This is a genomic window from Affinundibacterium fentianense, assembly GCF_018139545.1.
Taxonomy (GTDB): domain Bacteria; phylum Pseudomonadota; class Gammaproteobacteria; order Burkholderiales; family Burkholderiaceae_D; genus Undibacterium; species Undibacterium fentianense.
The window spans coordinates 631,685-656,210 of record NZ_JAGSPJ010000002.1 but is presented as its reverse complement, the minus strand read 5'-3'; the positions used below and the strand labels follow the sequence as shown (position 1 = coordinate 656,210).

The window sequence follows — 24,526 nt, the reverse complement described above, 5'->3', positions numbered from 1 at the left end:
TTCTCCTAGGCCTTGGATAGATCCGAAGCCGGATTTGCCGCTGCTAGACCAAAGTCTTGCGGATAATAATTGAGGGCAGAAATCACCGGATTGGGTGTCATACCGCCGAGTGCGCACAGCGAGCCGTATTGCATGGTGTGGCACAAATCGCGTAAGAGTTTTTCTTGCGCGGGTTTGAGTGCAGAATCGGCATCAGCTTGCACCAATCGTTCGATCACTTCGACTCCACGCGTGGAGCCAATGCGGCACGGCGTACATTTGCCACAAGATTCAATCGCACAAAATTCCATCGCATAACGCGCCAGTTTGGATAAATCGGCGGTGTCGTCATGTACCACAATGCCACCATGTCCAAGCGTTGCGCCGACCGCAGCATAGGCTTCGTAATCGAAGGGCAGGTCCCAATATTGTTCTGGTACATAAGTCCCAAGTGGGCCACCGACTTGCACCGCTTTGATAGGGCGTCCACTGGCGCTACCACCACCAAAATCAAACAGCAATTCACGTAGAGTCACGCCAAAGGCTTTTTCGATTAAACCACCGTAGCGAATATTGCCCGTGAGTTGAATCGGTAAGGTGCCAGTCGAACGACCCAAGCCCAAGTTCTTGTAGTAAGCGGCACCACGTTCAAGTATGCGCGGCACCGAGGCAAAGCTGATCACATTATTGATCACCGTCGGTGCGCCAAATAAACCTTGTATTGCTGGGATAGGTGGCTTGGCACGCACCACACCGCGTTTACCTTCGATACTCTCTAACATGGCGGTCTCTTCACCGCACACATACGATCCCGCAGCCTTGCGTACTTGCAAGTGAAACGCATACGACGAGCCAGCAATGCGATCGCCCAAATAACCCGCAGCGCTTGCATTGGCGATGGCGGCTAGCATGACTTCAATCGCGCGCGGATATTCAGAGCGAATGTAGATATACCCTTGCGTTGCGCCTGCGGCGATTGCGGCAATGGTCATGCCTTCAATCAGCATGTAGGGATCGCCTTCCATCGTCATGCGGTCGGAATAAGTACCAGAGTCACCTTCATCAGCATTACAGACAATGTATTTCTGTGGAGCTGACGCCGTTGCTACGGTTTTCCATTTAATCCCGGTTGGGAAAGCTGCACCACCACGACCACGCAAACCAGAATCCAGCACTTCTTGCACGACCTCGCTAGGTGACATGCTTAAGCAGCGGCGTAAGCCTGCAAAACCTTGATGTGCTTCGTAATCGCTAAGTGACAACGGGTCAATCACACCCATACGCGCAAAACACACGCGTTCTTGTTTCTGTAAATACGGAATCGCTTCGGTTAAACCGAGACTTAAAGCATGCGCGCCGCCATGTAAAAAATCGTTGTCGAATAAGGCGTTCACATCCTCCACTTGAACCGGACCATAGGCGGTTCGTCCGCCATCTGTTCTAATCTCCACCAATGGTTCCAACCAAAACATACCGCGTGAACCACTGCGAATTAAGTCGATCTCGATACCGCGCTGTTGCGCTTGGGTGAGAATTGCTTCAGCAACTTCATCTGCACCTAAGGCGATGGCTGCACTGTCGGCAGGCACATAAATACGAATACTCATTTCGTATTCTCCTTTGCTGGTTCTGCTGATGTCGCGCTGCTAGTTTGCGTATCCTGATGACGTTTAAGCAGTTGATCAAAACGCGCCGCATTCACGCGTGCATACGGACGTTCATTCACACTCATTGCCGGTGCTGTTGAACAAAGTCCTAAGCAATACACAGGCTCTAAAGTAATCGCGCTATTGCCACCATCGTTACTAGCACGTTGGCAAGCATGCTTCCACAAAGCTTCTGCACCCATGGATTGACAAGCCTCGGCACGACAAACTTGAACGATAGTTTGGGCTGGTTGCTCTTGTCGAAAGTGGTGATAAAACGTGATCACGCCATGTACTTCTGCGCGCGACAAATTTAGCGCTTTAGCGACAATGGGCGTTGCGTCGGCGGGAATAAAGCCGAGGCGATCTTGAATCGCATGAAGTATCGGCAGCAAGCCGCTTTGATGAAACTGTTCAGTCTTGTGTTCGAGAATCGCGTTTTGAACCGTCTCTTGTTGATGGTCGCTTAACATGGGCTATCCGCATCTTGGTTGGGGAATTGAGGGAATGTCTTTGCATCCTCTTTCGTATTCCATCATTGTGATAGAAAAAGCCACAATTTTCCAATTGAATTTGGATATAGGTGTTTCGTCCTTGATCTGCGGCGAAATGTGGGGGGAAGTATGTTCCCTCTCTCGCGAGCGGGAGAGGGCTAGGGTGAGGGCAGTTCAGATTGACGAAATGCATTTAAATGCTGAGTTCGGTATTGAAAGCACATACAGGTAACATGTTTTCGTGCATATCAACCTCCCTCACCCCAACCCTCTCTCGCTTACGGGAGAGGGAGTAATATCAGAATGCCGACTTGTGAAGCCCTCTCAACCACCAAGCTTTTCATCAGGGCGCAAAGTCAAAACACGCACACCCTCTTTGGTCACCGCTACCGTATGTTCAAACTGTGCAGACCATTTGCCATCTAAAGTCACCACCGACCAACCATCATCCTCGGTATCGACCGCGGCCTTACCTTGGTTAATCATCGGTTCTATCGTAAACACCATGCCTTCGCGTAGTGTTAATCCAGTGCGTGGTTTACCCCAATGCAAAACCTCGGGTGCTTCATGCATTTCGCGTCCAATGCCATGTCCACAATATTCGCGCACCACCGTGTAACCATGTTTGCGCGCATGGCTTTCAATCGCAAAACCAATATCGCCCAAACGCGCACCAGGTCGTACCGCCTTAATGCCTTTCCATAAGGCTTCATAAGTCACTTGCACCAATCGCTTGGCTGCGGGCGCGACCTCACCGACCAAGTAGGTCTTGCTAGAATCGGCGATAAAACCATGCTTCTCCAAGGTGATGTCAAGATTCACGATATCGCCATTTTGCAAAATCTCGGTAGGCGAGGGCACACCGTGGCAAACCACATGATTCCGCGAAGAATTCAAAGCATAGGCATAACCATACTGCCCCTTACTCGCTGGCCGCGCTTGCAAATCCTGCGTGATGTAATGATCGACGATATCGTTGACCTGCATGGTCGACATGCCGATCAAATTAAGCTGATCCAAATGCGTAAACACCTGCGCCAATAATTTACCCGCCTCCGCCATCAAAGCGATTTCTTCAGGCTGCTTAATAATGGTGCTACTCATGCGCTCACCACCCGTAAAGCCTGCGTCTCCACTCCCGCCGCACGCATCTCCTCCGCCATGATTTGATGAAAACTCAAAGTCGGATGCATCTCACACAGCATCCCCATCTTAATCCAATACGCAGCCTGCGCATTAATCGAACGACAAGACACTGCACTCGCCTTACGCATTTGATCGTGTAACTCTTCATCGATATTGACGATGCCCATGAAATTTCCTTGATATGGTGTGAATATGAATCGTATGTGAAGTATATAATCTAGGCTTGCTGTTGTGCAAGCAACTTATTGTCGATTCAGTTGCGATGGATTCGATCAATTGCACAAAATGCGCACGCCTCTTTTGTCGATTCTGTTATACCGCGAAGTGAGTAGATATTCTCAAGCGATGCCAAGCTGGGTAAGAGCTTCCATCGTCTTGGAGCTTTGTTGATCAAATTTTTAGGATGTGTTAACTTCGGTTTTTTACTTTCAAACAAGTTAGTCAACAAACATGACCAATCGTGTCGATGAGCTTCTAAAAATATCTAATGAAATTAGTTCTGGTCGAGTCCCGGATTTTCAGCACAATGAAACGTTCACGGCTGGTGCGTTTGATCTATTGCTAATAAAAGTAAAAGGCGTGGAGGCATTCGAGCTTTTAAATCAGCTTTGCCTTCGTTACGAAACATTAAAATCTGACGACAACAATCTCAAAGGTTATTACTATTTGGTTTCAGAAGTTGCTCGCCAAACAGGTACCACTGAAATGCCAGAAAACATGCTGAAAATAATCAAAAATAATGTCGAACTTTCAACTGATTTAAGGAAGTGGTACAGATATGTCGGCTAACACGGCGGTCAAAGCGCTCCCTTTGGTCGCTGGGACGTTGCTACGCTACGCTCCGCAAAGCCCTTTAGCTCGGCGTTATGCCTCACGTTGACACCGACCTTGCGCAGATTGTTGAGGCTCAGGAGCCTAACCTCACATGGAGGCATCTGCTTACAATAGCCCATGACGCACGTGCTACGAGATTTGACCTCCACGTCTGTCGGGAATCGCAGGGGCAGCTTCGCGTCTTTGTATTCAAGGACCGAGAGTTCTCGAGCTACCTCATCGATCCGAAGCAGGAGGTGCGCTTCGAAGCAGGAAGCGAGGGCGAGCGTGCGAACATGGCCGAGTTACTGGACGCCGCAATTAAGGACATAGACTTCAATGAATTCGAGATGTACTAGATTGGCAAACCTGATGTGGCATAACTTTTCGCTCGGTGGGGACAGTCAACAAGAGAATGCCGCTTTGCGGCTGGTGTTGCCAGCCGGGCAGCTTGAAGGTTGAATTTCATGACTTACTTCACTAGATCATTCACAACCATCGTCGCACTCTTGATTCTCCCAACTGTTTCGCAAAGTCAAACAGAAAGAGTGCTCCCTACATTGGATGAGCAACTTGTGAGGCCGCTCTTGGTTGTCGCCGATCTTGTTCCAGGTACGTATTTTGCGAGACCTGCCAAATCTGCTACATGTAGTCAACCTAGCGTTGTTTGTATCGATTTCGACCCGCCACCTTTTTCTCTTACAGCGACCGTTAACTTGACTGTGTATGGCGGCGAAGTTCCGCAGAAGCTTGAAGTCATCACTAGCGATCACTTCGGAATGCGAGGATACGAAAAAGGGCTGAATTCTGTTCTTGTCATGCTTAAAACTGACGGTCAGATTTTTACTATGCCAAGGTATGCCAAAAGTAAACTTATCAGAAGTAAGAAAAATGATTTGTATATGTTGGTCTTTGGTAGTGATCCGACTTTGTGGCTACCTTGTTCGGTATCTGACTTGAAGGGAGAAATTTCTAGTGATGACTTTGAAACATCAATAGAAATTCCAGAGGATCAATTTGGAGCTTATCGAGTTGAAAAATTTCCAGAATATTTTCATCGCACTGCAACCGGTGCAATCCCTCGCTATGCAATTGCTATTTCAAAACTAAACGTTCATCTGAATAGTTTAAAACCAGTGAATGAACAAATGTCTTGTTCTAAAGAACAGAGAGCAAGGCATTGAGATTTAACTTGGCGTTTGACGCAGGCACAAAAAAATAATTTCTCCGAGTCCCGCTTGAGTTGCTGATTTGTAGTCCCTATGCTAGTTTGTGCGCTTTGATTTTGCGAATAGGGTGGATTGTTTATGCGTTTCGAAGGCACGCTGTCTAAGTGGAATGATGATCGTGGTTTTGGCTTTATTAAGCCTAAGCATGGTGATCAGGATATTTTTGTTCATATTTCTGCCTTTCCTAAGGTTGGAACGCGCCCCCGTATCGGTGAAAACCTTAGTTTTGAGTTTCAGGTGGGGCAAGATCGCAAAAGAGAAGCTAAGAATCTGAAATGTCTAGACCGATCCACAACCAAATTTGACCGCCAACGTCTAACGAATCGCACGAAATCGCCAGTATCAAGTAAGCCCTTGTTGAATCGAATAGTAAGCTTGGCTTTTTTTACCATGATAGGACTTTTTGCTTATGATCAGTTCTCTCGACGTGCATCGTTTGAACATGATGTCGGTGTGGCTGAATCTGAAAACGAGGACGTGTCCCAATCTGCTGTCGCGACAGCAAACTCAAGGCGTTTTCAGTGTGATGGTCGCCAGCATTGTTCCCAAATGACTTCGTGTGAAGAGGCAAAATATTTTCTCAAGAATTGCCCTAATCCAAAAATGGATGGCGATTATGATGGAATCCCATGTGAACAAAATTTGTGTACGTCAGTATTCTCGAATTGAGACTTCTTTAAATTCCCTTGTCACGCAATATGCTCACTGATTCCTACTCTGATTCCGCCACCGCCTACGAAAATCACGCACTAGAATTTCTAGGTGCACGTGATCGCTCAACAATTGGTACGGCGGTTTTGCAAGCTTGGTGTGCTGGCTTAAGTCCTAATGCGGAAGTGTTGGAGCTGGCTTGTGGTGCGGGTTTTCCGGTGACGCGCATTTTGCAGGCGGCGGGTTTGCGGGTTTGGGCGGTGGATAGTTCGCCGACTTTGCTCGCGCATTTTCAGCAGCGATTTCCATCCATTCCTATCGCTTGCGCGCGCGTGCAAGAGTGTACGTTCTTTTCTAAGCAGTTTGATGCGGTGTTGGCGATAGGTTTGCTATTTTTGCTGGATGAAGCGGATCAGTTGGCTTTGATTCAGCGCCTTGCAACGCATGTGAAGCTCGGTGGACGTTTGCTATTCACTGCGCCAATACAGGCTTGTCAGTGGCGTGATGCGAGCACTGGCCTTGTGTCGCATTCGTTAGGGCAAGACGCTTATGTCGCTTGTTTGAAAGCGCATGGATTCGCAATCATTGGTCACTACGTCGATGAAGGTGAGAACCATTATTACGAAGCGCAGCGAGTTATTTAGTCTTCGGTTTTTCTACAGTTCAGGCCGCTGTTTCTTCCGCATACTTTTCTTTAATCTCGACCACCGCTGGTAATTGTGCGATAAACAAATCGACGAGTTCAGGATCAAAGTGTTTGCCTTTTTCGCTGAGTAAGAGATCGACTGCTTGTTGTACTTCCCATTCTTTTTTGTAGGGACGAACCGAGGTCAAGGCGTCGAATACATCGGCGATGGCGACGATGCGGGCTTCGATAGGAATGGCGTCTCCAGCGATGCGATGAGGGTAGCCGCTACCATCAAATTTTTCGTGGTGATACAGCGCAATTATGCGTGCCATTTGGAGCAGGGGGGAGTCGTGTTCGCCCAAGATTTCTGCTCCCATCAAGACATGTTTTTGCATGAGTGCCCATTCGTCTTGATCCAGTTTGCCGGGTTTGAGCAAGACGTGATCTGGTGTGCCGATTTTGCCGATGTCGTGCATTGGTGCGGCATGGAATAATAAATCGGCTTGGCTTTCGCTAAAGCCCGCTGCCAGTGCGAGCAGACGGGAATAGTGACTCATGCGTATCACGTGTAAGCCAGTTTCATTGTCGCGATATTCGGCAGCGCGACCTAGGCATTGGATGATTTGTAAACGGGTCTTTTGCAATTCATCTGCACCGACCAAAGACAGATGGGTTTTCACTCGAGCACGTACGACGGGCGGGCTAATCGGTTTGGTGATGTAGTCGACTGCACCGACTTCAAAACCTGCTGACTCATCGCTGACTTCACTCAATGCCGTGACAAAGATCACGGGAATCGCCTTGGTGGTGGGATTGGCTTTGAGGCGTTGGCAAGTTTCTAAACCCGTTAAACCCGGCATCATCACATCTAGTAAGATCAAATTTGGCGCTTCTTCTTGTGCGAGTTTGAGTGCCTTTTCTCCATCGAGTGCAAACAGTAAACGATAGTCTTCATGCAGCACTTGGCGCAAGATTTGCAAATTGGTTGCAGCGTCATCGACGATTAAAACCTTGGGGCGCTCGTCTTGTTGTCTCATGCGTGTCATCCTTGTTGCCGATAGTGATTTTGTAAGTTGAGAACAAGTTGTCTTGCTGCTTCAAAATCAAAAGAATTGATGGTTTGATCAAGTGCTGCAAGATCCGTGGCGGGTAATTGGGACGCCAATTCTGTTAATACATCTTCTGCTAGTTCTCCATGCTTCAATGCATCATCGAGTTCTTGAAGTAGGTGCAGTAAGCGGGCATGGTCAATTGGATTTGTCGGTTCCTTCGTGTGCTCGCTCGTCGGCGCTATCGGCTTTGACGTTCCTATTGCTTCATTCACATTGTGCAATTCATCGGCTAATCGATCAATCAATCCATTTAAGCTATCGAAGTGCTGTTGACTCAGTTCTGTTTCTATCGTTTCGCTCAAATGACTCACCCGCGTGAGCGCGAGATTGCCAGCAGCGCCTTTGAGTTTATGAATTTGCGCCGCTAGTTCGGATGGATTGTCGAGCAATTGGCGCAAACGCGGCGCCGTGTCGCGGAAGTTGCCGAGAAATTGATGAATCGCTTGTTGGTGTCGTTGCTCACTACCCCACAATTGTTGCCCCTGACTCCAGTCAATGACTGAGCCGTGTACGGGATGTTTAAGCGTTTGCGGCGTTGAGTTGATGGTCTGTACTTTGCAATCGAGATTCAGAAGACGCGCGATTTCTTGACTTAATCGAAGAAGGTCGACGGGTTTGTGTGCAAAGCCATCCATGCCCGCTGCCAATGCAGCCTTCACATCGGCTTCTAGTACGCTGGCGGAAAATGCGATGATGGGAATGGGGTGGCGGTTTTGCTGATTCTCGATGACACGAATTTGTTCTGCTGCCTCAAGCCCATTCATCACTGGCATCTGTACGTCCATCAGAATGATATCGAATCGTCCTTGACGGTAGCGTTCGACCACTTCTTCACCATTGCTCGCGGTCGTGATCTTGTGGCCTAAACGGCTGAGCATCACTTCGAGCAATTCGAGATTTTGTGGAACGTCGTCGGCTGCAAGAATATGCAATGGAGGGAGGTCGATCACCGTTTGTTCCTCAGATGAGGGAACAGCACTTCCAATGGGTAGCGGTACTTGCACATGGAATTGGCTGCCAACCCCAAGCTCGCTTTCTACCCAAATTTTTCCGTGCATGAGCTCGATCAATTGGCGCGCTATCGTCGTGCCTAATCCTGTTCCACCGAAGCGTCGGCTCATCGATGCGTCAGCTTGGGCAAATGGATCAAAGATATGGCTGATTCGATCGGACGCAATACCGATACCTGTGTCTTGCACGGTCAAATGTAATTGTTCCTGATGGAGATGCACGTGTAAAACGACTTGACCTTTTTCGGTAAATTTAATTGCATTGCCGACCAAATTCAAAAGGATTTGCTGTATGCGTAGTGCGTCGCCGCGAAAATATTCAGGTGTCGAATCAGGGTAGTCTAAGATGAGTGGTAAGGCTTTGGCTTGAGCGTTAATCCGTAAGGTTGCCAGAACTTGCATGCAAATATCACGCAGAGAAAAATCTTTGATTTCTAGTTCAACCGCGCCATGTTCGAGTTTCGCCGTGTCCAATATGTCGTTCAATAAGGTCAGTAAAGAGCGGGCGGAATTGCGTACTGTGGTGAGGTGGCGACGTTGAGTATCGGTCGCAGGATCGCTTAACAAAACCTCTGTGAATCCAATAACGGCATTCATCGGTGTTCGAATTTCATGGCTCATGTTGGCAAGGAAGGTGTTCTTCGCGGCGGCAGCAAGTTCGGCGCGCACTTTTGCCTCACGCAGGTCTTGTTCCATCTTGTGCCGAGCTGAGAGATCACTGGCGAATTTGATGATTTTGTAGGGACGGCCTTCAGGATCGAAAATTGGGTTATAGCTTCCATGTATCCAAATTTCCTGGCCATCCTTGCCAAATCGATGAAATTCTCCTGACGTATGCAAGCCTTGTCGTAAGGTCTCCCATAGTTCTTGGTAGGCGACGGAATTGGCTTCGCTAGGCGCGCACAAAATAGCATGGTGTTTGCCGACCAAATCGTCTAGCTGATAGCCGGTTAACTGCAGAAAAATCTGATTGGCATGTAAGATCGTGCCGAATAAATCAAATTCAACAACCGCTAGCGAGCGACCAATCGCATCAACAATCCCCTCAAATTCTGCATTCCGTCGCTTGCTATCGGTGATGTCGATGATAACGCCATCGATCCATTCTATATTGCCGGCATCATCACGGACGCCACTAGCGCTCTCAGAAACCCAATGCTCCCTCCCAGATCGATCAATAATTCGATATTCGATCATATACGCCTTGTCGGCGGTTAACATTTCTTTGACCTTTTGCGCAGTCCATTCTTGATCATCAGGGTGCAGTAATTGCGCAAAAGTTTTGCCGCCACCGACGAAGTCGGCAGGTTTCCACCCGGTTAGTCTTTCCACTGCATCACTGACAAATAACATACTCCAGTCGTTGTCGTGTCGGCAGCGGAAAGCAATCCCAGGCAAATTGCCGATCAATGAACGATATTGTTTTTCACTGTTATGCAGCGCCTCTTCCATTTGCTTACGCTTACTGATATCTGTAATAAAGCCGACAAAGAGGGTTTCATTTTGAAGCGTCGCTTCTCCTATCGCTAAGCGTAGTGGGAAGCGATTGCCATCCTTACGTAGACCAGTGACTTCACGTCCTGATCCGATAATTTTTGCTTGGTTATTTCTTAAATAATTAAGAATATAGTCATCGTGTTGACCACGTTGCGGCTCTGGCATCAACATGCGAATATTTTTCCCAATCACCTCCTTTGCGGTCCAGCCGAAAATATGTTCTGCCGCGCTGTTGAAGTCTCGCACACAACCTTGACTGTCAATCGTGATGATGCCGTCGACAGCGGTCTCCACGATTGTGCGGGTGCGTGCTTCGGTTTGTACCATGCGTTGATAGATGCTGCGATAACGCAATAAAACGTTGCCGCCGACAGTAATTAAAATCGCGAGGGTCGTAATGGCAGCGATGGATAGTGCGAGGTCCAAGTTCGATACACGGACTAAATTCGCGGTCGTATTCGTGAGAAAGTGGGTTGCCTGCATGCCGGTGTAATGCATGCCCGAAATCGCAATCCCAATGACAACACCACCAATCAGGTTGATTTCTCCTTTGCTTAATCGACCATGTGCGATCAATCGAAAGCGTAACCATAATGCGAGGATGGACAATGCCACTGCGACGACAATAGAAACACCAAAAATCAGTGGATCAAATCGTAAGATCAAATATTGATGGACGGCGGCCATTCCGCTGTAATGCATCACTCCAATTCCGGCACCGACAGATACCCCACTCACTACAAGTTGCCAGCGTGTGACGCGGTCTTTTGCGATTAATAATAGAGCGACCCAAGAGGCAAGAAAACTGGGAAGCATCGATAGAATCGTAATGACTCGGTCGTAGCGTGCAGTACTACAAACACTAAAGGCGAGCATACCAATGAAGTGCATGGACCAGACGCCAGAACCCAAAACAAAGGCACCAGACAGTAGATAAATTTGGCGATTCAATTGCCGTTTTTCGGTCCTAGCCATTTCGGCTAATTGAAACGCCATCACGCCTGCTAACACAGCAACAAAGACCGAGAGTGCAACCAAGGGTAAATCGTATTCGCCAGTTAAAAGCGGGAGTGACGCACTGTTGCTTAAAAAGAGTTGATCGATGCGCATAGTAAGCTTTTGTATTGTGTGACGAACCAAACTGCGGTGCGCGTAGAAAAAACGATCGGAGAAAAGCTTGCTTTTTGGAAATTGATTCTAGACGTTTCAATTAAAAGCCGCAAGTGAAGTGATGGATCGCTGAGGCAATTTTGGGGTTCACCGGAGCGATGTACCGTAATGGGTGGGATGCGCGCTTTAAATGTTGTTGGTAGGTCTATTTTGATTATCGAAAAAATATTTCAAAATGCTACTTATGTGTGTTTGGAGAGGCGAAACGAAAAACTTCTTCTGTGCTTTCATCGTATTTTCAAGCGGATTTGTTTTAACGCAAGTTTTTACTCAAAAGAAACAATACAATTGAGACTGATTCTTATTTAGTTGTTGTGGTGTCGCTTTATTGTGAACGGAAAGTCCTGACATTGATGTAAAAGGTGATTGGGAGTATAAGTTGAATCACTTATTGGCTTTTTCGAATACATGTCCGCTGTGGTCGGTGTCTTAGCTATTTTGTTTACTAGATATGGATTCAATTTTTCATGGCCACGCAAACTAGGAGTACGGCGATATGACTTCATCTGGGCAGGGAATCCAGCAGACCGTATTGGTGGTCGATGACACCAAAGAAAACTTGAATGTGATTGGTCATTTGCTACGTCCCTACTATCACGTCCGAGTCGCCAATTCGGGACTGCGTGCTCTGGAAATCGCTGAGAGTGCGCCACAACCAGATTTAATTCTGCTGGATGTAATGATGCCTGAGATGGATGGTTATCAGGTCCTCAGTCAGTTGAGGCAAAAAGCAGAAACAAGCCGAATTCCGGTGATTTTTGTGACAGCGATGGATGCGGATGAAAACGAAGAGCACGGACTCTCACTCGGTGCAGTCGACTATATCGCCAAACCCGTTAAACCAGCGCTCCTGTTAGCTCGGGTGAAAGCGCATTTGGAGTTAAAAGCTTCTCGTGATCGCTTGGCGGATCAGAATGCCTATCTTGATGCCGAAGTCCATAGGCGCATGCTAGAGAATGAGTTGATCAAGGATTTTAGCCTGCATGCGTTGGCGACTTTGGCAGAGAAGCGTGACAATGAGACCGGCAATCATTTGCATAGAACAAAGGCCTATGTGGAAGTTTTGATGGAGAAACTCAAATCGCATCCGCGCTTTGCTGCACAGTTAGCCGATCCGCTGACGCGTCAGCGGATTGCGAAAGCGGCACCCCTCCATGATATTGGAAAAGTCGGCATTCCCGACGCGATCTTGCTGAAGCCTGGCAAACTCACGCCAGAGGAATTTGAAGTAATGAAAACCCATGCGAGTATCGGCGCGCAGGCGATTGATGAGGCAATTGATAGCGTGAATGCTGGGCGCAAAGTGGGAAATGAACAGACGCCTGACATTACGTCGAATGCACTAACGGCCTCGGCATTAGATTTCTTGGAAGTTTGTAAGCAAATCGCGGGCGGGCATCATGAAAAGTGGGATGGATCAGGTTATCCACTCGGTTTAGTCGGCGAAAAAATTCCATTGCCAGCCCGATTAATGGCAATCGCCGATGTGTTTGATGCACTCATGTCGCGCCGCCATTACAAAGCGGCGTATCCATTGGACGAAACTATTCGATTGATTCAGGCGGGACGTGCGAAGCATTTCGATCCCGATATTGTTGATGCCTTCCTTGAATTACAACAAGAATTCGTCAATATTGCGAATCGTTATTCCGACGTGCCGAAAGAAACAGAATCTCATTAGGACTAAAATATGCTGAACATCAAGCGCAGTCACCTATTGGATTTTCCCACTCGTTGTGCTCGCATAGCGTGTCAGGCTCCACTGTTGCTGTTGACTTATTTGTGTTTGTTTTGTTTTGCCGCGCCTGTGCAAGCACAGGAAAAAAAAACAGATTTCGTTGAGAAATGGATAGACCAGAATCAGTTTAACGAACTCAAGCAAGGCGGTTTCGTTTTGTACTTACGCCATGGAACGACGGACAATAGTCGAGATGACGCCGCGCCGATTACGGACTATGCAAATTGTGAAACGCAGCGGATCTTGAACGAGGATGGGCGTAAATTGGCGGTACGGATCGGAGTTCTCCTCAAGCGAGCCAAAATCCCGATTGCACAAGTCTTTCATAGTCCGCTATGTCGTGCACGGGAAACTGCTGAACTTGCGTTTCCACACATGGCGAAGCAATTGCAATCGACCTTGTCTCTCGCGTCTTCATCTAATTTTACGAGCGCAGAAAAAGTACCTCTTCAGCGCGATTCGCGAAAACTTATCTTAAGCGCTCTACCCGACGATACGAATCGCGTCTTAGTTTCTCATGCGCCAAATTTATTTGACCTGATTGGCTATTTTGTGAAGCCTGAAGGTACGATTGTCGTGTTGCGCGTCATTGAAAAAGATCACATTGAGTATGTTGGCAGTATTCCTCCCAAATTGCTGGAACAGCTCGCAAAATAGAATGGATCTGAGAGCGAAATAAAGATCCCTTAGGAACTCAATTTCCCATGAATTGCCAATAAATTGCCAATGAGTTGACCTCGTCATGCTAGCAAACTTCACCGCCCGACAATCAAAGCGTATGCGCTTTCTATTGTATTTCTTTATCCCAGTTGCTCTCGCTATTGTGGCAGGGACGATCTTTGATAATGTCACGCGGAGCGTCCTAACGACTGTTCAACAAGATTTGGCAGTAGATTTGGAACAAGATGTCGGTTCCGCTCGAGAAGCGACAGCGATCAGTAGGCAGGCGGTTGAGGTTCAAAAAATGGTCACGCAATCCTTGGCACAAGCCAAGCAAGGTAGGGTCAACGAATCCCAGGCCTACCAGATGCATACAGTCGTGGTTGATAAAGTTGCGGAGATCGAGCAACGATTGAAAACGATAGGGGGAACCCATGACTATCCGCTGGTGAAAGAGAGAATTCCGGGCGCGCTGAATGCATTTTCCGGCTTTCGTCAATTTGTCTTGGCGAGCACGAATAGCATATCCATTGATACCAATGCCGCGAGTCGGCATCTGGATCAGGCAATTGAGCATTACGCCGATCTCAATTTGATTTTGTCAGATATAGCCGATATTTATATGCAGAATGCCGTCAAAAGCAGCAGTGAGGCACGCATAAAGATTGATCAAATGTCCTTGCGACTCAGTATAATTAGTCGATTGGGTGCAATCGGGATGGTCGTTTTGTGGTTCTTTGTCGCGGTAAGTTTGGCACGACGCTTGGATCGTATCAACATTGGCTTGCAAAATTTAACCGCTGGAAATGAGTCAGGATTAGATAGCAGCATATTTCAAGCTGTGGCTGAAATGGCGCAACGACCTAGTTCGATCGTGAGTGATTTAGCGCGCGCGGTCATCGCGTTTAAACAAGCCCAAGTCGAGAGGGCTAGTGCACTTGCCGAATTGAAAGAGCGCGAGGAGTTGTACTCGAGTATCGTATCGCAAGCACCCATCGGCATTGTTGTTGTGGATCTTGAGACCCTGCATTTCACAAGCTTCAATAAAGCGACGCACGAACCCTTGGGGTACACCGAAGAGGAATTTAGATCTTTAAGTATTTACGACATCCAAGCGAATTTGAGTCGAGAGGAAGTGGACGAGCGGGTCGCACTGATTATTGCGAATGGCGGCTTAGAGTTTGAAAATCAACGTGAGACAAAAAATGGCGAGTTGCGTGATTTCTGGATTTCAATGCGGCCACTCATACTGCGCTCGGGAACTTTCTTAACGGGCATTTGGGTTGATATTACCAAACGTAAGCAAGCAGAGCGCGAGTTAGCACAATATCGTACTGAACTGGAAGCCTTAGTGGAAGTGAGGACGGCGAATCTGGCGGCAACTAGTTCCGCACTCGAACGTCAATCGGTCGAATTGCAAAGAACCAACGAAGAACTCATGGTCGCCAAGAATCTGGCCGAAGAAGCCAATCGCGCCAAGAGTTCATTCTTAGCGAATATGAGTCATGAGATCCGAACGCCGATGAATGCGATCATAGGCTTGACGCATCTGATTCGACGAGACACCACCAACGAGCAACAAAAACATCAGTTGGATAAGGTATCAGGTGCGGCAATGCATTTGCTGTCGATCATCAATGATATTCTTGATTTTTCAAAGATCGAAGCGGGTAAGATGACGCTTGATCCAACAGATTTTGAGTTGGAGCATATCATCAGCAACGTCTTTGCATTGACTGGAGAACGTGCTGAATTGAAAGGGCTAGAAGTCATCGCTCGCATCAATGATGTGCCGCCGATGTTGCATGGTGATGGTGCCCGCCTCGGGCAAATTCTTTTGAATTTTGTGACCAACGCCATCAAGTTCACTCAGCATGGTAGCGTGATGTTGAGCGGTAGTGTTGTAGAAAAATCGGAAGATCAAGTGCGCGTACGGTTTGAAGTGCGGGATACCGGGATTGGTCTGAATGCACAGCAGCAAGCTAAATTATTTGCTGCATTTCAGCAGGCTGATGTTTCGACGACACGCACTTATGGCGGCACGGGTTTGGGTCTTGCGATCTGTCGTCGTTTGGCTGATTTGATGAATGGTCAGGTTGGTGTCGATAGTGTGCTAGGAAAAGGCAGTACGTTTTGGCTTGAGGTGCCATTTGGCACTAAGGTTGTTGCTAAGCCTCGTCCAGCTAGCGCGCTGCCACCGCGCACACGGGTTCTGGTCGTCGATGACGTCGAAGAGGCGCGTGGTTTATTGGTCGATATGTTGACGAGCCTCGGTGCGCGTGCTGATTCTGTGGCAAACGGTCGATTGGCAATTGAACGCGTCGCAAGTGCGGACGCGGATGGCGATCCATATCAAATCATTTTTACTGATTGGCAAATGCCTGAATTGAATGGTACGCAGAGTTGGCAAAGGATACGTTTGTTGCCACTCAAATTAATGCCGGTTTGTATTTTGGTCAGTGGCAGTAGTGGTTGTCCTGCGGATGAAGTCGCTGCAGGTGGTTTCGCAGCGTTTATTCCAAAGCCCGTGATGCCAGCGATACTATTTGAGACCATACAGCGTCATTGGGGGGAGGCGGTTGCCTTCAATGAAGCGAAATCGCAACATCATGTTTTGCACAAGTTTAAACCAGGAACGCGCGCCCTCTTGGTAGAAGACAATGAGCTGAACCAAGAAGTCGCCGGAGAGCTGCTGCGCGAGATTCAATTGACAGTTGATATTGCAAAAAATGGACAAGTTGCAATCGATTTTGCGGAAGAAAAAAGTTATGACGTGATTTTGATGGATATTCAAATGCCCGTCATGGATGGATTGACGGCGACTCGACATATTCGTCAATTGGAATCGTATCGAGTGACTCCGATTATTGCGATGACCGCCAATGCATTTGCCGAAGACCGTAGTGCTGCGATCGAAGCAGGTATGAACGATCATTTGCCGAAGCCAGTCGACCCCTATCTTTTAGCGCAAATTCTTGCTACTTGGATTCCCGACGCAGTGGATCACGACCCCGTCAGCGAACATCGAGCGCTTCCCCTTAATTTGAATGATGATGAGGAACGAGGCCTACGTCAGCAGTTGAATCAAATACCCGGATTCGATTTGGCCGCTGGCCTGCGGTCCGTCAACGGCAATTTTGAACGCTTGCTTGGTTTGTTGCGTCGTTTTGGATCGGAGCACGGGCAAGATGCGAGTGTCATGCGTGAATTAATTGAGGTCGGAAAAATGCGAGATGCGGAGCGCGGATTGCATACACTAAAGGGACTCGCAGGGACATTGGGATTTTTAAAACTGCAAGAATATGCCGGCAAGGCCGAGCACAGTCTGCGCTATCAAAATGAGCTTTCACAACTCAAGGCGCAACTCGACACGATGGGCTTTGAATTGAGCAGTTTGACGCAGGGACTGCAACGGATTTTACCGGCAGCGCAACAGATCGCGACGGTCGCCTTGAATGATCTGCAACAACAACTCGCACAGCTTTGCGAATTGCTCGAGCAAGACGATTTAGATGCGAGTGAATTTTATAGCCAAATTCAAACCAGCGTCGCACTGCATTATCCGCAGCAAGTCAAACGCTTGAGCGCTGCGATAGAGAATTTTTCATTTAAGGAAGCATTGCATATTATTCGGCAAGAGTTGCCATCGGATTCGGCATAGTTTGTTTTGCAAGGTCAGTGAATCTGGCCTTGGTCACCGCGTGTACCGTCGACCCGTGTTTTTTTATTTGGCTAGGTCGGGATTTGTTGGCTTCTTGTTTTTGTAGAAATATTGCTAAAGTGTCGCGATTGTCGAAATCAGTTGAATACGGCTATACTTGCGCCCCTTCATTCATCTGTGCATCACGGTATTGGTGACAGGTGTGCGTGTATTACAGCAGACGAATTGGTCTGAGTTTTAAAATATTTTGTAAGATTTAAACGAAGTTTGTTCCACGCAAACGGCTGAAGTACAAGCCATTTGCCCTGTAGTGCTTTCCAATTGCTCGCAATCATGTCGTCCGCTCGATGGACAGTTGCATGCTTGAGCCATATGCTGGATTTGCGTCAACGCATAAGATCATTCGGTGACGTGGTGTAGCTGAGTAAATAGGCTGGGCGATTGCGTGGAGTTCTTCGATGTCATCAATCCGATCTCGTTAATGTAAGATCAGCTTGGTGATTTTTTTATAGGTAAATAGATCATGACACCATATCTCGTTGGAATTACTGGCGGTAGCGGTAGTGGTAAAACGACATTCATCCATTCCTTGCTCGCTTCGATGCCAGAGGGAAGCGTGGCTTTGCTTTCGCAAGACAATTATTACAAATCGATCGATCAACAGTCGCAAGACGATAATAATATTGAAAATTTTGATATTCCGTCTTCGCTCGATTTGGATAAGTTTTATCAGGACGTGTTGAAATTGCGAGCCGGACAGGATTTGCAAATTAAAGAATACACTTTTAACAATGCTGACGTTGAGCCGCGCATTTTTACGATTCCTTCTGCACCCGTTGTGTTGTTAGAAGGGATTTATGCCTTACATAATCCAGCTCTTAACGAGATCATCGACTTGAAAGTATTTATTGATGCGGAAGATCATCATCGTCGCAATCGTCGAATACAACGTGATGCTGTCGAGCGTGGATATGATCAAGATGATGTCTTATATCGCTTGAGCAATCATCATCAACCCGCGTTCGAACAGTACATTTTGCCGCATCGTAGTAATGCTGATTTGGTTATTCCGAATAACCACGGATTTGATCGCGGTTTGGAACTTCTCAGTGTTTTCTTACAGTCGAAAGTTTCTGCTGTACTCGCAAAGTAAAGAGTTAATTGGTCATGTTGCGAGAATTGGCTTAGCATCATTTTGGCGTCTTAGTTGGCCTTTTTATTTAGCTTTTTAATTGGCTTTTTTATTTAGCGAGTCCGGGATAATTTCTATGTCAGCAAAGATCGCGGTTGTGGGTAGTATCAACATGGATTTGGTCTTCAGCACACCGCGTATGCCTTTGCCCGGTGAGACCTTAATGGGGCACCAATTCCATCAAATCCATGGTGGCAAAGGTGCGAATCAGGCAGTGGCCGCCGCGCGAGCTGGTGGTAGCGTTGCCTTGCTTGCTTGCGTCGGGAATGATGTCAATGGCCATAGTAGTTTGCAAGCACTTCAATCGGAAGGAATTGATTGCCAATACGTTCGCAATGTGGATGGAATGGCAACAGGTGTTGCTGCGATTTTGCTGGATGATTTGGGTCAAAATTCGATTGTTTTAGCGATTGGAGCAAACGCTCTAGTTTCTCCTGTTGATGTTGACTCGGCGCAGCAGATGCTATCTAAGTCGCAAATTATGTTGTGTCAATTAGAGACTCCACTAGAGTCTGTTCGCCACGCAGTTGAACTCGCAGTTCGATCAGGTGTCCAAGTGGTATTGAATCCAGCGCCTGCCCAAGCCTTGGACGATGTATTGTTGGCGCAAGTGAATTACCTTGTGTTGAATGAAACAGAAGCAAGTATGTTAACGGACATTCGCGTCATTGATGTACTCAGTGCTGCCGAGGCAGCAAGCGCGTTGCAGCGACGAGGTGTTCCGGTGGTGATTGTGACCTTGGGAGGCGAGGGGATTTGGGTTGCTGATATTGGATCTGCATACAGTTTGCCTGCATTTAAAGTGAACGTGGTTGATACCACTGCAGCCGGCGATACCTTTGTCGGGGCCTTATCAGTGGCATTGGCGGAAGGACAAGTTTTACGTCAAGCTTGCCTATTTGCGCAGGCAGCGGCGGCCTGTGCTGTGACAAAACTCGGTGCGCAAACCTCGATTCCAAATCGATCGGCCATCGAACGACAGTTACAGAACCAGTGAATGGCTTTATAATCGCGGGCTGCTCAAGAAGTAAACAATATTGCCGACCAAGCAAAAAATCAGGATGCTAGGTTTGACGTGACGAAGTGGCATCATTCGTAACGTCTAGCCCCTAAAGATGCGAACTTAGTGAAATAGGCCAACCAGGCTAATCAGGAGTTTATAAACATGAAATTGCGTTCATCACTTTTATTCAGTGCCCTTGTGCTCATGCCAGCGTTCTCTTCGACTGCATTTGCGGACCAGCCTAAATATGCTTTGGTGTATGACGCAGGTGGTAAATTTGATCGTTCATTTAACCAGTCTGCTTATGAAGGTGCTGAGCGGTTTAAAAAAGACACCAAAATTTCCTATGTCGATGTGCAAGTGATGAGCAACGCGCAAGGTGAGCAAGTCTTGCGAAACTTGGCGCGTAAAGGCATCAATTTGATTGCTGCGATTGGATTTACCCATGCGCAGCAAGTGCAGACTGTGGCCAAAGAATTTCCCAATACGAAGTTTGTGATTGTCGATGGTACTGCCGCAGGTGCAAACGTGAGTTCTGTTTTATTTAAGGAACAAGAAGGGTCGTATCTTGTTGGCGTCGCGGCAGCTTTAGCATCCAAGACAAAAAAATTAGGTTTCATCGGCGGGATTGATATTCCTTTGATTCGTGCGTTTGCATGTGGTTACACCCAAGGCGCGAAGGCTGTGGATGCAAAGGCAGAAGTGACACAGAATATTGTCGGTACCACGGCGACAGCGTGGAATGACCCTGCAAAAGGTAGTGAGTTGGCGCGTGCACAAATGGAGCGCGGAATCGACGTGATTTTTGCGGCGGCAGGCGGTAGTGGTATGGGCGCACTCCAAGCAGTGAAAGAAAAAGGCAAGATGGCAATTGGGGTGGATTCCAACCAAAATTATTTATTCCCAGGCGTGATGCTGACCTCCATGGTCAAGCGTGTTGATAACGCGATTTATGATAGTTTCATGCAAATGAAAAACGGCACATGGAAAGCGGGTGTCAGTAATTTGGGCTTAAAAGAAGGTGGTGTGGATTGGGCTTTGGATAAAGACAATCGTAGCCTGATCACCCCAGAAATTGAAAAACGCGTGAACAGCGCGAAGCAAGATATTCTCAACGGAAAAGTAAAAGTCGTTGACTACCGCGAAGCAAGTCGTTGTCCCCTGTAAATGATGTTGAAAACCGCAGCACCATGTTTTTAATACAGGTGCTGCGGTTTTCTTTTGTGTGATCCAGATCCTGTTTATCCACTCCCGGTCAATTCATTCGGCGGGAATTTCCAGAAACTTTTGAAAACATGCCTATTGCAGTTGAATTTCGCCAAATTTCAAAGCGCTTCGGTAAAGTCCTCGCGAATGATGCGGTGAGTTTTGCGATCGCACGTGGATCTATTCACGGCATTATTGGAGAAAATGGCGCAGGTAAGTCGACCTTAATGAGCATTTTATATGGGTATTATCATGCTGATGCGGGTGAGATCTTCATTGATGGCGAAGTTCGTGCGATTCGGAATAGTCATGACGCGATTGGACTAGGCATAGGCATGGTTCATCAGCATTTTATGTTAGTCGAGGACATGACGGTGCTCGACAACATCATGCTTGGGATGGAAGGTGGTTTCCGTTTGCGCGGTCAGCGGGCCAAAGCGAAGCAAACATTGCAAACACTTTGTGTTGACTATCAACTTGATATTCGTCTTGATGCGCGGATTGATAGTCTTTCAGTTGGCGAGCAGCAGCGAGTTGAAATCTTAAAGCAGTTGTACCGGAATGCGAACATCTTGATTCTAGATGAACCGACCGCAGTTTTAACTCCGCAAGAAGCCGATGCCTTGTTTGCGATTTTACGTTTGTTTAAGCAACAGGGCAAAACCGTGATTTTGATCACGCATAAATTGCCAGAAATTTTGGCAATTACCGACGAAGTCACCGTGATGCGTGCAGGCACCGTCGTCGCCGCTTTGCAAACCGCACACACCGATAAGGAAGAGCTCGCCCACAAAATGGTGGGGCGCAGTGTTGCAACCGAGTTGGCACGTCAACCGCTTGAAGTTGGTGCGACGGTGTTAGAAGTGACTAATCTTCAGCTAAGAAATGTACAAGGCGTCAGTTTGCTGGCGGACATCAATTTCTCTGTGCGAGCCGGTGAAATTGTTGCGATTGCAGGAGTGTCTGGGAATGGACAGTCAGAACTTTTAGAGATCCTGTCAGGGATGCGTTTTGCGCAAGCGGATCTGATGACTGGTCAGGTTGTGATTCAGCAGGAGGCGATTGATTTCAGTAAACGCGATCCTAAGTTGCCGGCGCGATTGCGCAAATTGGGCGTATCTCATGTTCCGGAAGATCGTTTGCGTGACGGCGTAATTAAGTCATTCTCTGTTTGGGAAAATTGCCTGTTGGGCCAACAGAGTGAACAAATTTACCTGGATAAAAAACAGGCGGTTGCCGCGAGTGATGCCTTGCTGGAGCAATTTGAAGTTCGTCCCCTCGATTCACACTTACGCATATCGCAGTTGTCAGGTGGAAATCAGCAAAAAATTGTGTTGGCTCGCGAGATCGCAGCGAAACCGAAACTCATGTTAGTCGGGCAGCCTACCCGAGGAGTGGACATTGGCACGATTCAACGCATTCATACCGAATTGCTCGCATTACGCGATGCTGGGGTCGCGATCTTGTTGGTATCCGCAGAATTAGAAGAAATCCGCGCCTTGGCGGATCGTATCTTGGTGATGTCAGGTGGACGCATCACGGGAGAATTGAATATCGCTGACTACGACACCACACGTATCGGCTTGTTGATGGGTGGTTTACATAAATGAATTCCGATCTACCTCGCTGGGCGACCAATGTCGTTCTTCCCTTTTTGAATTTGCTGACCGCATTGGTTGTTGCTGCTGGTGTGATTTATTTGTTGGGCGAAAGTCCGTTAGAGGCATTGGCAATATTGGTAAATAGTTCGCTTGGTAATGTGGAAGGCTTCGCCTACACACTGTTCTATGCCACCACCTTTATCTTGACTGGGTTGTCGGTATCCGTTGCTATGCAGGCTGGTTTATTTAATATCGGTAGTGACGGCCAAATGTACTTGGGTGGATTGGGTCTCACACTTGTGATGTTGCAGTTTGATGCAAGCATGCCGTCTTGGTTTTTGATTTCTTTGGCCTTTATGGGCGCGGCCTTGTTTGGCGCTGCTTGGGCATTTATCCCTGGTTATTTACAAGCGCGGCGCGGTAGTCACGTCGTGGTAACGACGATTATGTTTAACTTCATCGCTGCTTCTCTGATGAATTTTCTGATCATTACTTACATGATCCCAACTGGCGAACAAAATCCTGCGAGCCGCGTATTTGCGGAAACGGGGTGGCTGCCTCGCTTGGGTAGTGTGTTTCCAGTGCTCGGTGACACACCTTTGAATTTGAGTTTTGTTTTGGCTGTGCTGTTTTTGCTAATTTACGGTGTTGTCGTTTGGCGCACCCGTTGGGGCTATGCTCTGCGGGCTGCCGGAAAGAGTGCACATGCCGCTCAATACGCTGGCATTTCGATGGCGATGGTGGTGATCGTGACGATGTTAGTCTCGGGGGCCTTGGCCGGTGTGGCGGCAATGAACACGCTGGCTGGTTCGATGCATTATTTGAGTTTGAATTTTACCAATGGTGCTGGATTCATCGGAATCGCGGTGGCTTTGATGGGACGGCAACATCCGATTGGTATCTTTCTATCTGCTGTCTTGTTCGGAATCTTGATACAAGGTGGTTTCGACTTGTCTTTAGAAAAACCGAATATTCCTGCTGAGACCTTCGTATTTATCCAGGGATTGATTATTCTGTTTTGTGGTGCAATGGAAAATATGTACGCACCAGCATTGTCACGTATCCTAAACTCGATCGATCAGAAGTGGGGGAAGCATGTTTGAAGATTTTCAATTCTCCACGATTTTGGTGGCGACGATACGGAGTGCACCGATACTCTTATTCGCTGCCTTTGCGGGCGTGTTCGCGGAACGCAGCGGGATCATTGATCTCGCCCTTGAAGGCAAAATGTTGGCCTCTGCGTTTGTCGCTGCAGCATGTACCTATGCTTTCCAAAATCCCTATCTCGGCGTCGCTGCAGGCATCTTGGTTTCTTGTTGCATCGTCTTGTTGCAGGGTTATGTTGCAATTAATCAAAAAGGCAACCAGCTGGTGTTTGGAATTGCGATCAATATCGCTATGTCCGGCCTGACATTTGTTTTGGCGCAGTATTTCTTTCAATTGGGCGGACGGAGTCCAGATCTTGGCGCGGCTCGTTTTGCTGTGTTCAATTTTCCTTTTGCCGATTGGTGGTCGACCATTCCCGCTTTGAATTGGCTGCTCGGCAAATTTTTGGGTGGACACACGATCCTCGTTTATCTCGCATTTGCTTTGATTCCTTTTTTGCATTGGCTGATGAACCACAGTCGTTTTGGTTTGCGTCTACGCGCAGTTGGTGAAAATCCGCATGCAGCCGATGCGGCCGGGATTAATGTTGCGCAGACCCGCTATTTGGCTCTGCTATGCGGTGGTGTGTTGTGTTCCTTATCGGGTGCGTATTTGGCGATCGTCCAAAGCGGTTTTTTCTTGCGTGATATGTCCGCAGGCAATGGATTCTTAGCGTTGACTGCGATGGTGTTCGGTAATTGGCGCCCAATCCAAACCGCCTTGGGTTGTTTGATGTTCGGCTTCTTTGCTGCATTACAAATTCAAATGGAAGGCGTGGCATTTCCAATTGTCGGACAGATACCAGGTTCGCTGATTCAAATGTTACCGTTTGTTGTGACAGTAATTGTATTGGCTGGTGTGATGGCAAAATCCGTGGCGCCAAAAGCGCTGGGTGTGCCATTTGTAAAATCGCGTTAAGGAACAACGCGCGGAATGAATTGAAG

General features: G+C 47.7%; 19 protein-coding genes. 13 read left to right on the top strand and 6 right to left on the bottom strand.

Annotated features, from left to right (window positions below):
* Positions 1-5: 5 nt before the first annotated feature.
* From KDM90_RS07525 to KDM90_RS07510, 4 genes are all read right to left on the bottom strand, one after another.
* Positions 6-1,586 (bottom strand): formate dehydrogenase beta subunit, encoded by a 1,581-nt coding sequence (locus KDM90_RS07525; protein WP_212674954.1) that lies wholly within the window; start codon positions 1,584-1,586, stop codon positions 6-8.
* The gene (locus KDM90_RS07520; protein WP_212674953.1) at positions 1,583-2,098 is read right to left on the bottom strand and encodes an NAD(P)H-dependent oxidoreductase subunit E; all 516 of its coding nucleotides are present in this window, start codon (positions 2,096-2,098) and stop codon (positions 1,583-1,585) included. Before KDM90_RS07520 ends, KDM90_RS07525 begins: the two co-directional genes overlap by 4 nt.
* A gap of 345 nt (positions 2,099-2,443) precedes the next feature.
* The gene (map, locus tag KDM90_RS07515; protein WP_212675051.1) at positions 2,444-3,211 is read right to left on the bottom strand and encodes a type I methionyl aminopeptidase; all 768 of its coding nucleotides are present in this window, start codon (positions 3,209-3,211) and stop codon (positions 2,444-2,446) included.
* Positions 3,212-3,219: 8 nt separating this feature from the next.
* Positions 3,220-3,432, bottom strand: a complete 213-nt coding sequence (locus KDM90_RS07510) for a ParD-like family protein (protein ID WP_189347066.1) — start codon at positions 3,430-3,432, stop codon at positions 3,220-3,222.
* Between the two features lie 283 nt (positions 3,433-3,715).
* Between KDM90_RS07510 and KDM90_RS07505 the strand changes: the two genes are divergently transcribed.
* From KDM90_RS07505 to KDM90_RS07490, 4 genes are all read left to right on the top strand, one after another.
* Positions 3,716-4,054, top strand: a complete 339-nt coding sequence (locus KDM90_RS07505; RefSeq protein WP_212674952.1) for a hypothetical protein — start codon at positions 3,716-3,718, stop codon at positions 4,052-4,054.
* A 491-nt stretch (positions 4,055-4,545) separates the two neighbouring features.
* Positions 4,546-5,262, top strand: coding sequence for a hypothetical protein (locus KDM90_RS07500; protein WP_212674951.1), 717 nt, complete (start codon positions 4,546-4,548; stop codon positions 5,260-5,262).
* A gap of 123 nt (positions 5,263-5,385) precedes the next feature.
* Positions 5,386-5,976 carry a cold shock domain-containing protein gene (locus KDM90_RS07495; RefSeq protein ID WP_212674950.1) on the top strand — a complete coding sequence of 197 codons (591 nt, stop codon included), beginning with the start codon at positions 5,386-5,388 and terminating at the stop codon, positions 5,974-5,976.
* Positions 5,977-6,005: 29 nt separating this feature from the next.
* Positions 6,006-6,602 carry a class I SAM-dependent methyltransferase gene (locus tag KDM90_RS07490; protein WP_212674949.1) on the top strand — a complete coding sequence of 199 codons (597 nt, stop codon included), beginning with the start codon at positions 6,006-6,008 and terminating at the stop codon, positions 6,600-6,602.
* 19 nt (positions 6,603-6,621) lie between these two features.
* On the opposite strand, the gene KDM90_RS07485 is transcribed toward KDM90_RS07490, so the two are convergent.
* Both KDM90_RS07485 and KDM90_RS07480 read right to left on the bottom strand, forming a co-directional pair.
* Positions 6,622-7,623 carry a response regulator gene (locus tag KDM90_RS07485; RefSeq protein WP_212674948.1) on the bottom strand — a complete coding sequence of 334 codons (1,002 nt, stop codon included), beginning with the start codon at positions 7,621-7,623 and terminating at the stop codon, positions 6,622-6,624.
* Positions 7,624-7,628: 5 nt separating this feature from the next.
* Positions 7,629-11,315, bottom strand: coding sequence for a PAS domain S-box protein (locus KDM90_RS07480; RefSeq protein ID WP_212674947.1), 3,687 nt, complete (start codon positions 11,313-11,315; stop codon positions 7,629-7,631).
* 556 nt (positions 11,316-11,871) lie between these two features.
* Between KDM90_RS07480 and KDM90_RS07475 the strand changes: the two genes are divergently transcribed.
* The 9 genes from KDM90_RS07475 to KDM90_RS07435 all read left to right on the top strand — a co-directional run bounded on the left by KDM90_RS07475 (position 11,872) and on the right by KDM90_RS07435 (position 24,500).
* Positions 11,872-13,056, top strand: coding sequence for a response regulator (locus tag KDM90_RS07475; protein ID WP_212674946.1), 1,185 nt, complete (start codon positions 11,872-11,874; stop codon positions 13,054-13,056).
* Positions 13,057-13,065: 9 nt separating this feature from the next.
* A complete protein-coding gene (locus KDM90_RS07470; RefSeq protein ID WP_212674945.1) occupies positions 13,066-13,770 on the top strand; it encodes a histidine phosphatase family protein in 705 nt (234 codons plus the stop codon).
* Positions 13,771-13,891: 121 nt separating this feature from the next.
* A complete protein-coding gene (locus KDM90_RS07465; RefSeq protein WP_212674944.1) occupies positions 13,892-17,434 on the top strand; it encodes a hybrid sensor histidine kinase/response regulator in 3,543 nt (1,180 codons plus the stop codon).
* Positions 17,435-17,957: 523 nt separating this feature from the next.
* Positions 17,958-18,587, top strand: a complete 630-nt coding sequence (locus tag KDM90_RS07460; RefSeq protein ID WP_212674943.1) for a uridine kinase family protein — start codon at positions 17,958-17,960, stop codon at positions 18,585-18,587.
* A 115-nt stretch (positions 18,588-18,702) separates the two neighbouring features.
* Positions 18,703-19,623, top strand: coding sequence for a ribokinase (rbsK, locus tag KDM90_RS07455; protein ID WP_212674942.1), 921 nt, complete (start codon positions 18,703-18,705; stop codon positions 19,621-19,623).
* Positions 19,624-19,791: 168 nt separating this feature from the next.
* A complete protein-coding gene (locus tag KDM90_RS07450; protein WP_212674941.1) occupies positions 19,792-20,796 on the top strand; it encodes a BMP family lipoprotein in 1,005 nt (334 codons plus the stop codon).
* 128 nt (positions 20,797-20,924) lie between these two features.
* Positions 20,925-22,445, top strand: a complete 1,521-nt coding sequence (locus KDM90_RS07445; protein WP_212674940.1) for an ABC transporter ATP-binding protein — start codon at positions 20,925-20,927, stop codon at positions 22,443-22,445.
* Entirely contained in the window at positions 22,442-23,539 is a 1,098-nt protein-coding gene (locus tag KDM90_RS07440; RefSeq protein WP_212674939.1) for an ABC transporter permease, read from the top strand. The genes KDM90_RS07445 and KDM90_RS07440 overlap by 4 nt, the downstream gene beginning before the upstream one ends.
* On the top strand, positions 23,532-24,500 hold the full coding sequence (locus KDM90_RS07435) for an ABC transporter permease (protein WP_212674938.1): 969 nt from the start codon (positions 23,532-23,534) through the stop codon (positions 24,498-24,500). Before KDM90_RS07440 ends, KDM90_RS07435 begins: the two co-directional genes overlap by 8 nt.
* Positions 24,501-24,526 lie beyond the last annotated feature (26 nt).

What these genes read in the sequence shown, in the direction of transcription:
- KDM90_RS07525 (WP_212674954.1), bottom strand. Translation starts at nt 1,586, where the DNA reads ATGAGTATTCGTATTTATGTGCCTGCCGACAGTGCAGCCATCGCCTTA.
- KDM90_RS07520 (WP_212674953.1), bottom strand. Translation starts at nt 2,098, where the DNA reads ATGTTAAGCGACCATCAACAAGAGACGGTTCAAAACGCGATTCTCGAA.
- KDM90_RS07510 (WP_189347066.1), bottom strand. Translation starts at nt 3,432, where the DNA reads ATGGGCATCGTCAATATCGATGAAGAGTTACACGATCAAATGCGTAAG.
- KDM90_RS07505 (WP_212674952.1), top strand. Translation starts at nt 3,716, where the DNA reads ATGACCAATCGTGTCGATGAGCTTCTAAAAATATCTAATGAAATTAGT.
- KDM90_RS07500 (WP_212674951.1), top strand. Translation starts at nt 4,546, where the DNA reads ATGACTTACTTCACTAGATCATTCACAACCATCGTCGCACTCTTGATT.
- KDM90_RS07495 (WP_212674950.1), top strand. Translation starts at nt 5,386, where the DNA reads ATGCGTTTCGAAGGCACGCTGTCTAAGTGGAATGATGATCGTGGTTTT.
- KDM90_RS07490 (WP_212674949.1), top strand. Translation starts at nt 6,006, where the DNA reads ATGCTCACTGATTCCTACTCTGATTCCGCCACCGCCTACGAAAATCAC.
- KDM90_RS07485 (WP_212674948.1), bottom strand. Translation starts at nt 7,623, where the DNA reads ATGAGACAACAAGACGAGCGCCCCAAGGTTTTAATCGTCGATGACGCT.
- KDM90_RS07480 (WP_212674947.1), bottom strand. Translation starts at nt 11,315, where the DNA reads ATGCGCATCGATCAACTCTTTTTAAGCAACAGTGCGTCACTCCCGCTT.
- KDM90_RS07475 (WP_212674946.1), top strand. Translation starts at nt 11,872, where the DNA reads ATGACTTCATCTGGGCAGGGAATCCAGCAGACCGTATTGGTGGTCGAT.
- KDM90_RS07470 (WP_212674945.1), top strand. Translation starts at nt 13,066, where the DNA reads ATGCTGAACATCAAGCGCAGTCACCTATTGGATTTTCCCACTCGTTGT.
- KDM90_RS07465 (WP_212674944.1), top strand. Translation starts at nt 13,892, where the DNA reads ATGCGCTTTCTATTGTATTTCTTTATCCCAGTTGCTCTCGCTATTGTG.
- KDM90_RS07460 (WP_212674943.1), top strand. Translation starts at nt 17,958, where the DNA reads ATGACACCATATCTCGTTGGAATTACTGGCGGTAGCGGTAGTGGTAAA.
- rbsK (WP_212674942.1), top strand. Translation starts at nt 18,703, where the DNA reads ATGTCAGCAAAGATCGCGGTTGTGGGTAGTATCAACATGGATTTGGTC.
- KDM90_RS07450 (WP_212674941.1), top strand. Translation starts at nt 19,792, where the DNA reads ATGAAATTGCGTTCATCACTTTTATTCAGTGCCCTTGTGCTCATGCCA.
- KDM90_RS07445 (WP_212674940.1), top strand. Translation starts at nt 20,925, where the DNA reads ATGCCTATTGCAGTTGAATTTCGCCAAATTTCAAAGCGCTTCGGTAAA.
- KDM90_RS07440 (WP_212674939.1), top strand. Translation starts at nt 22,442, where the DNA reads ATGAATTCCGATCTACCTCGCTGGGCGACCAATGTCGTTCTTCCCTTT.
- KDM90_RS07435 (WP_212674938.1), top strand. Translation starts at nt 23,532, where the DNA reads ATGTTTGAAGATTTTCAATTCTCCACGATTTTGGTGGCGACGATACGG.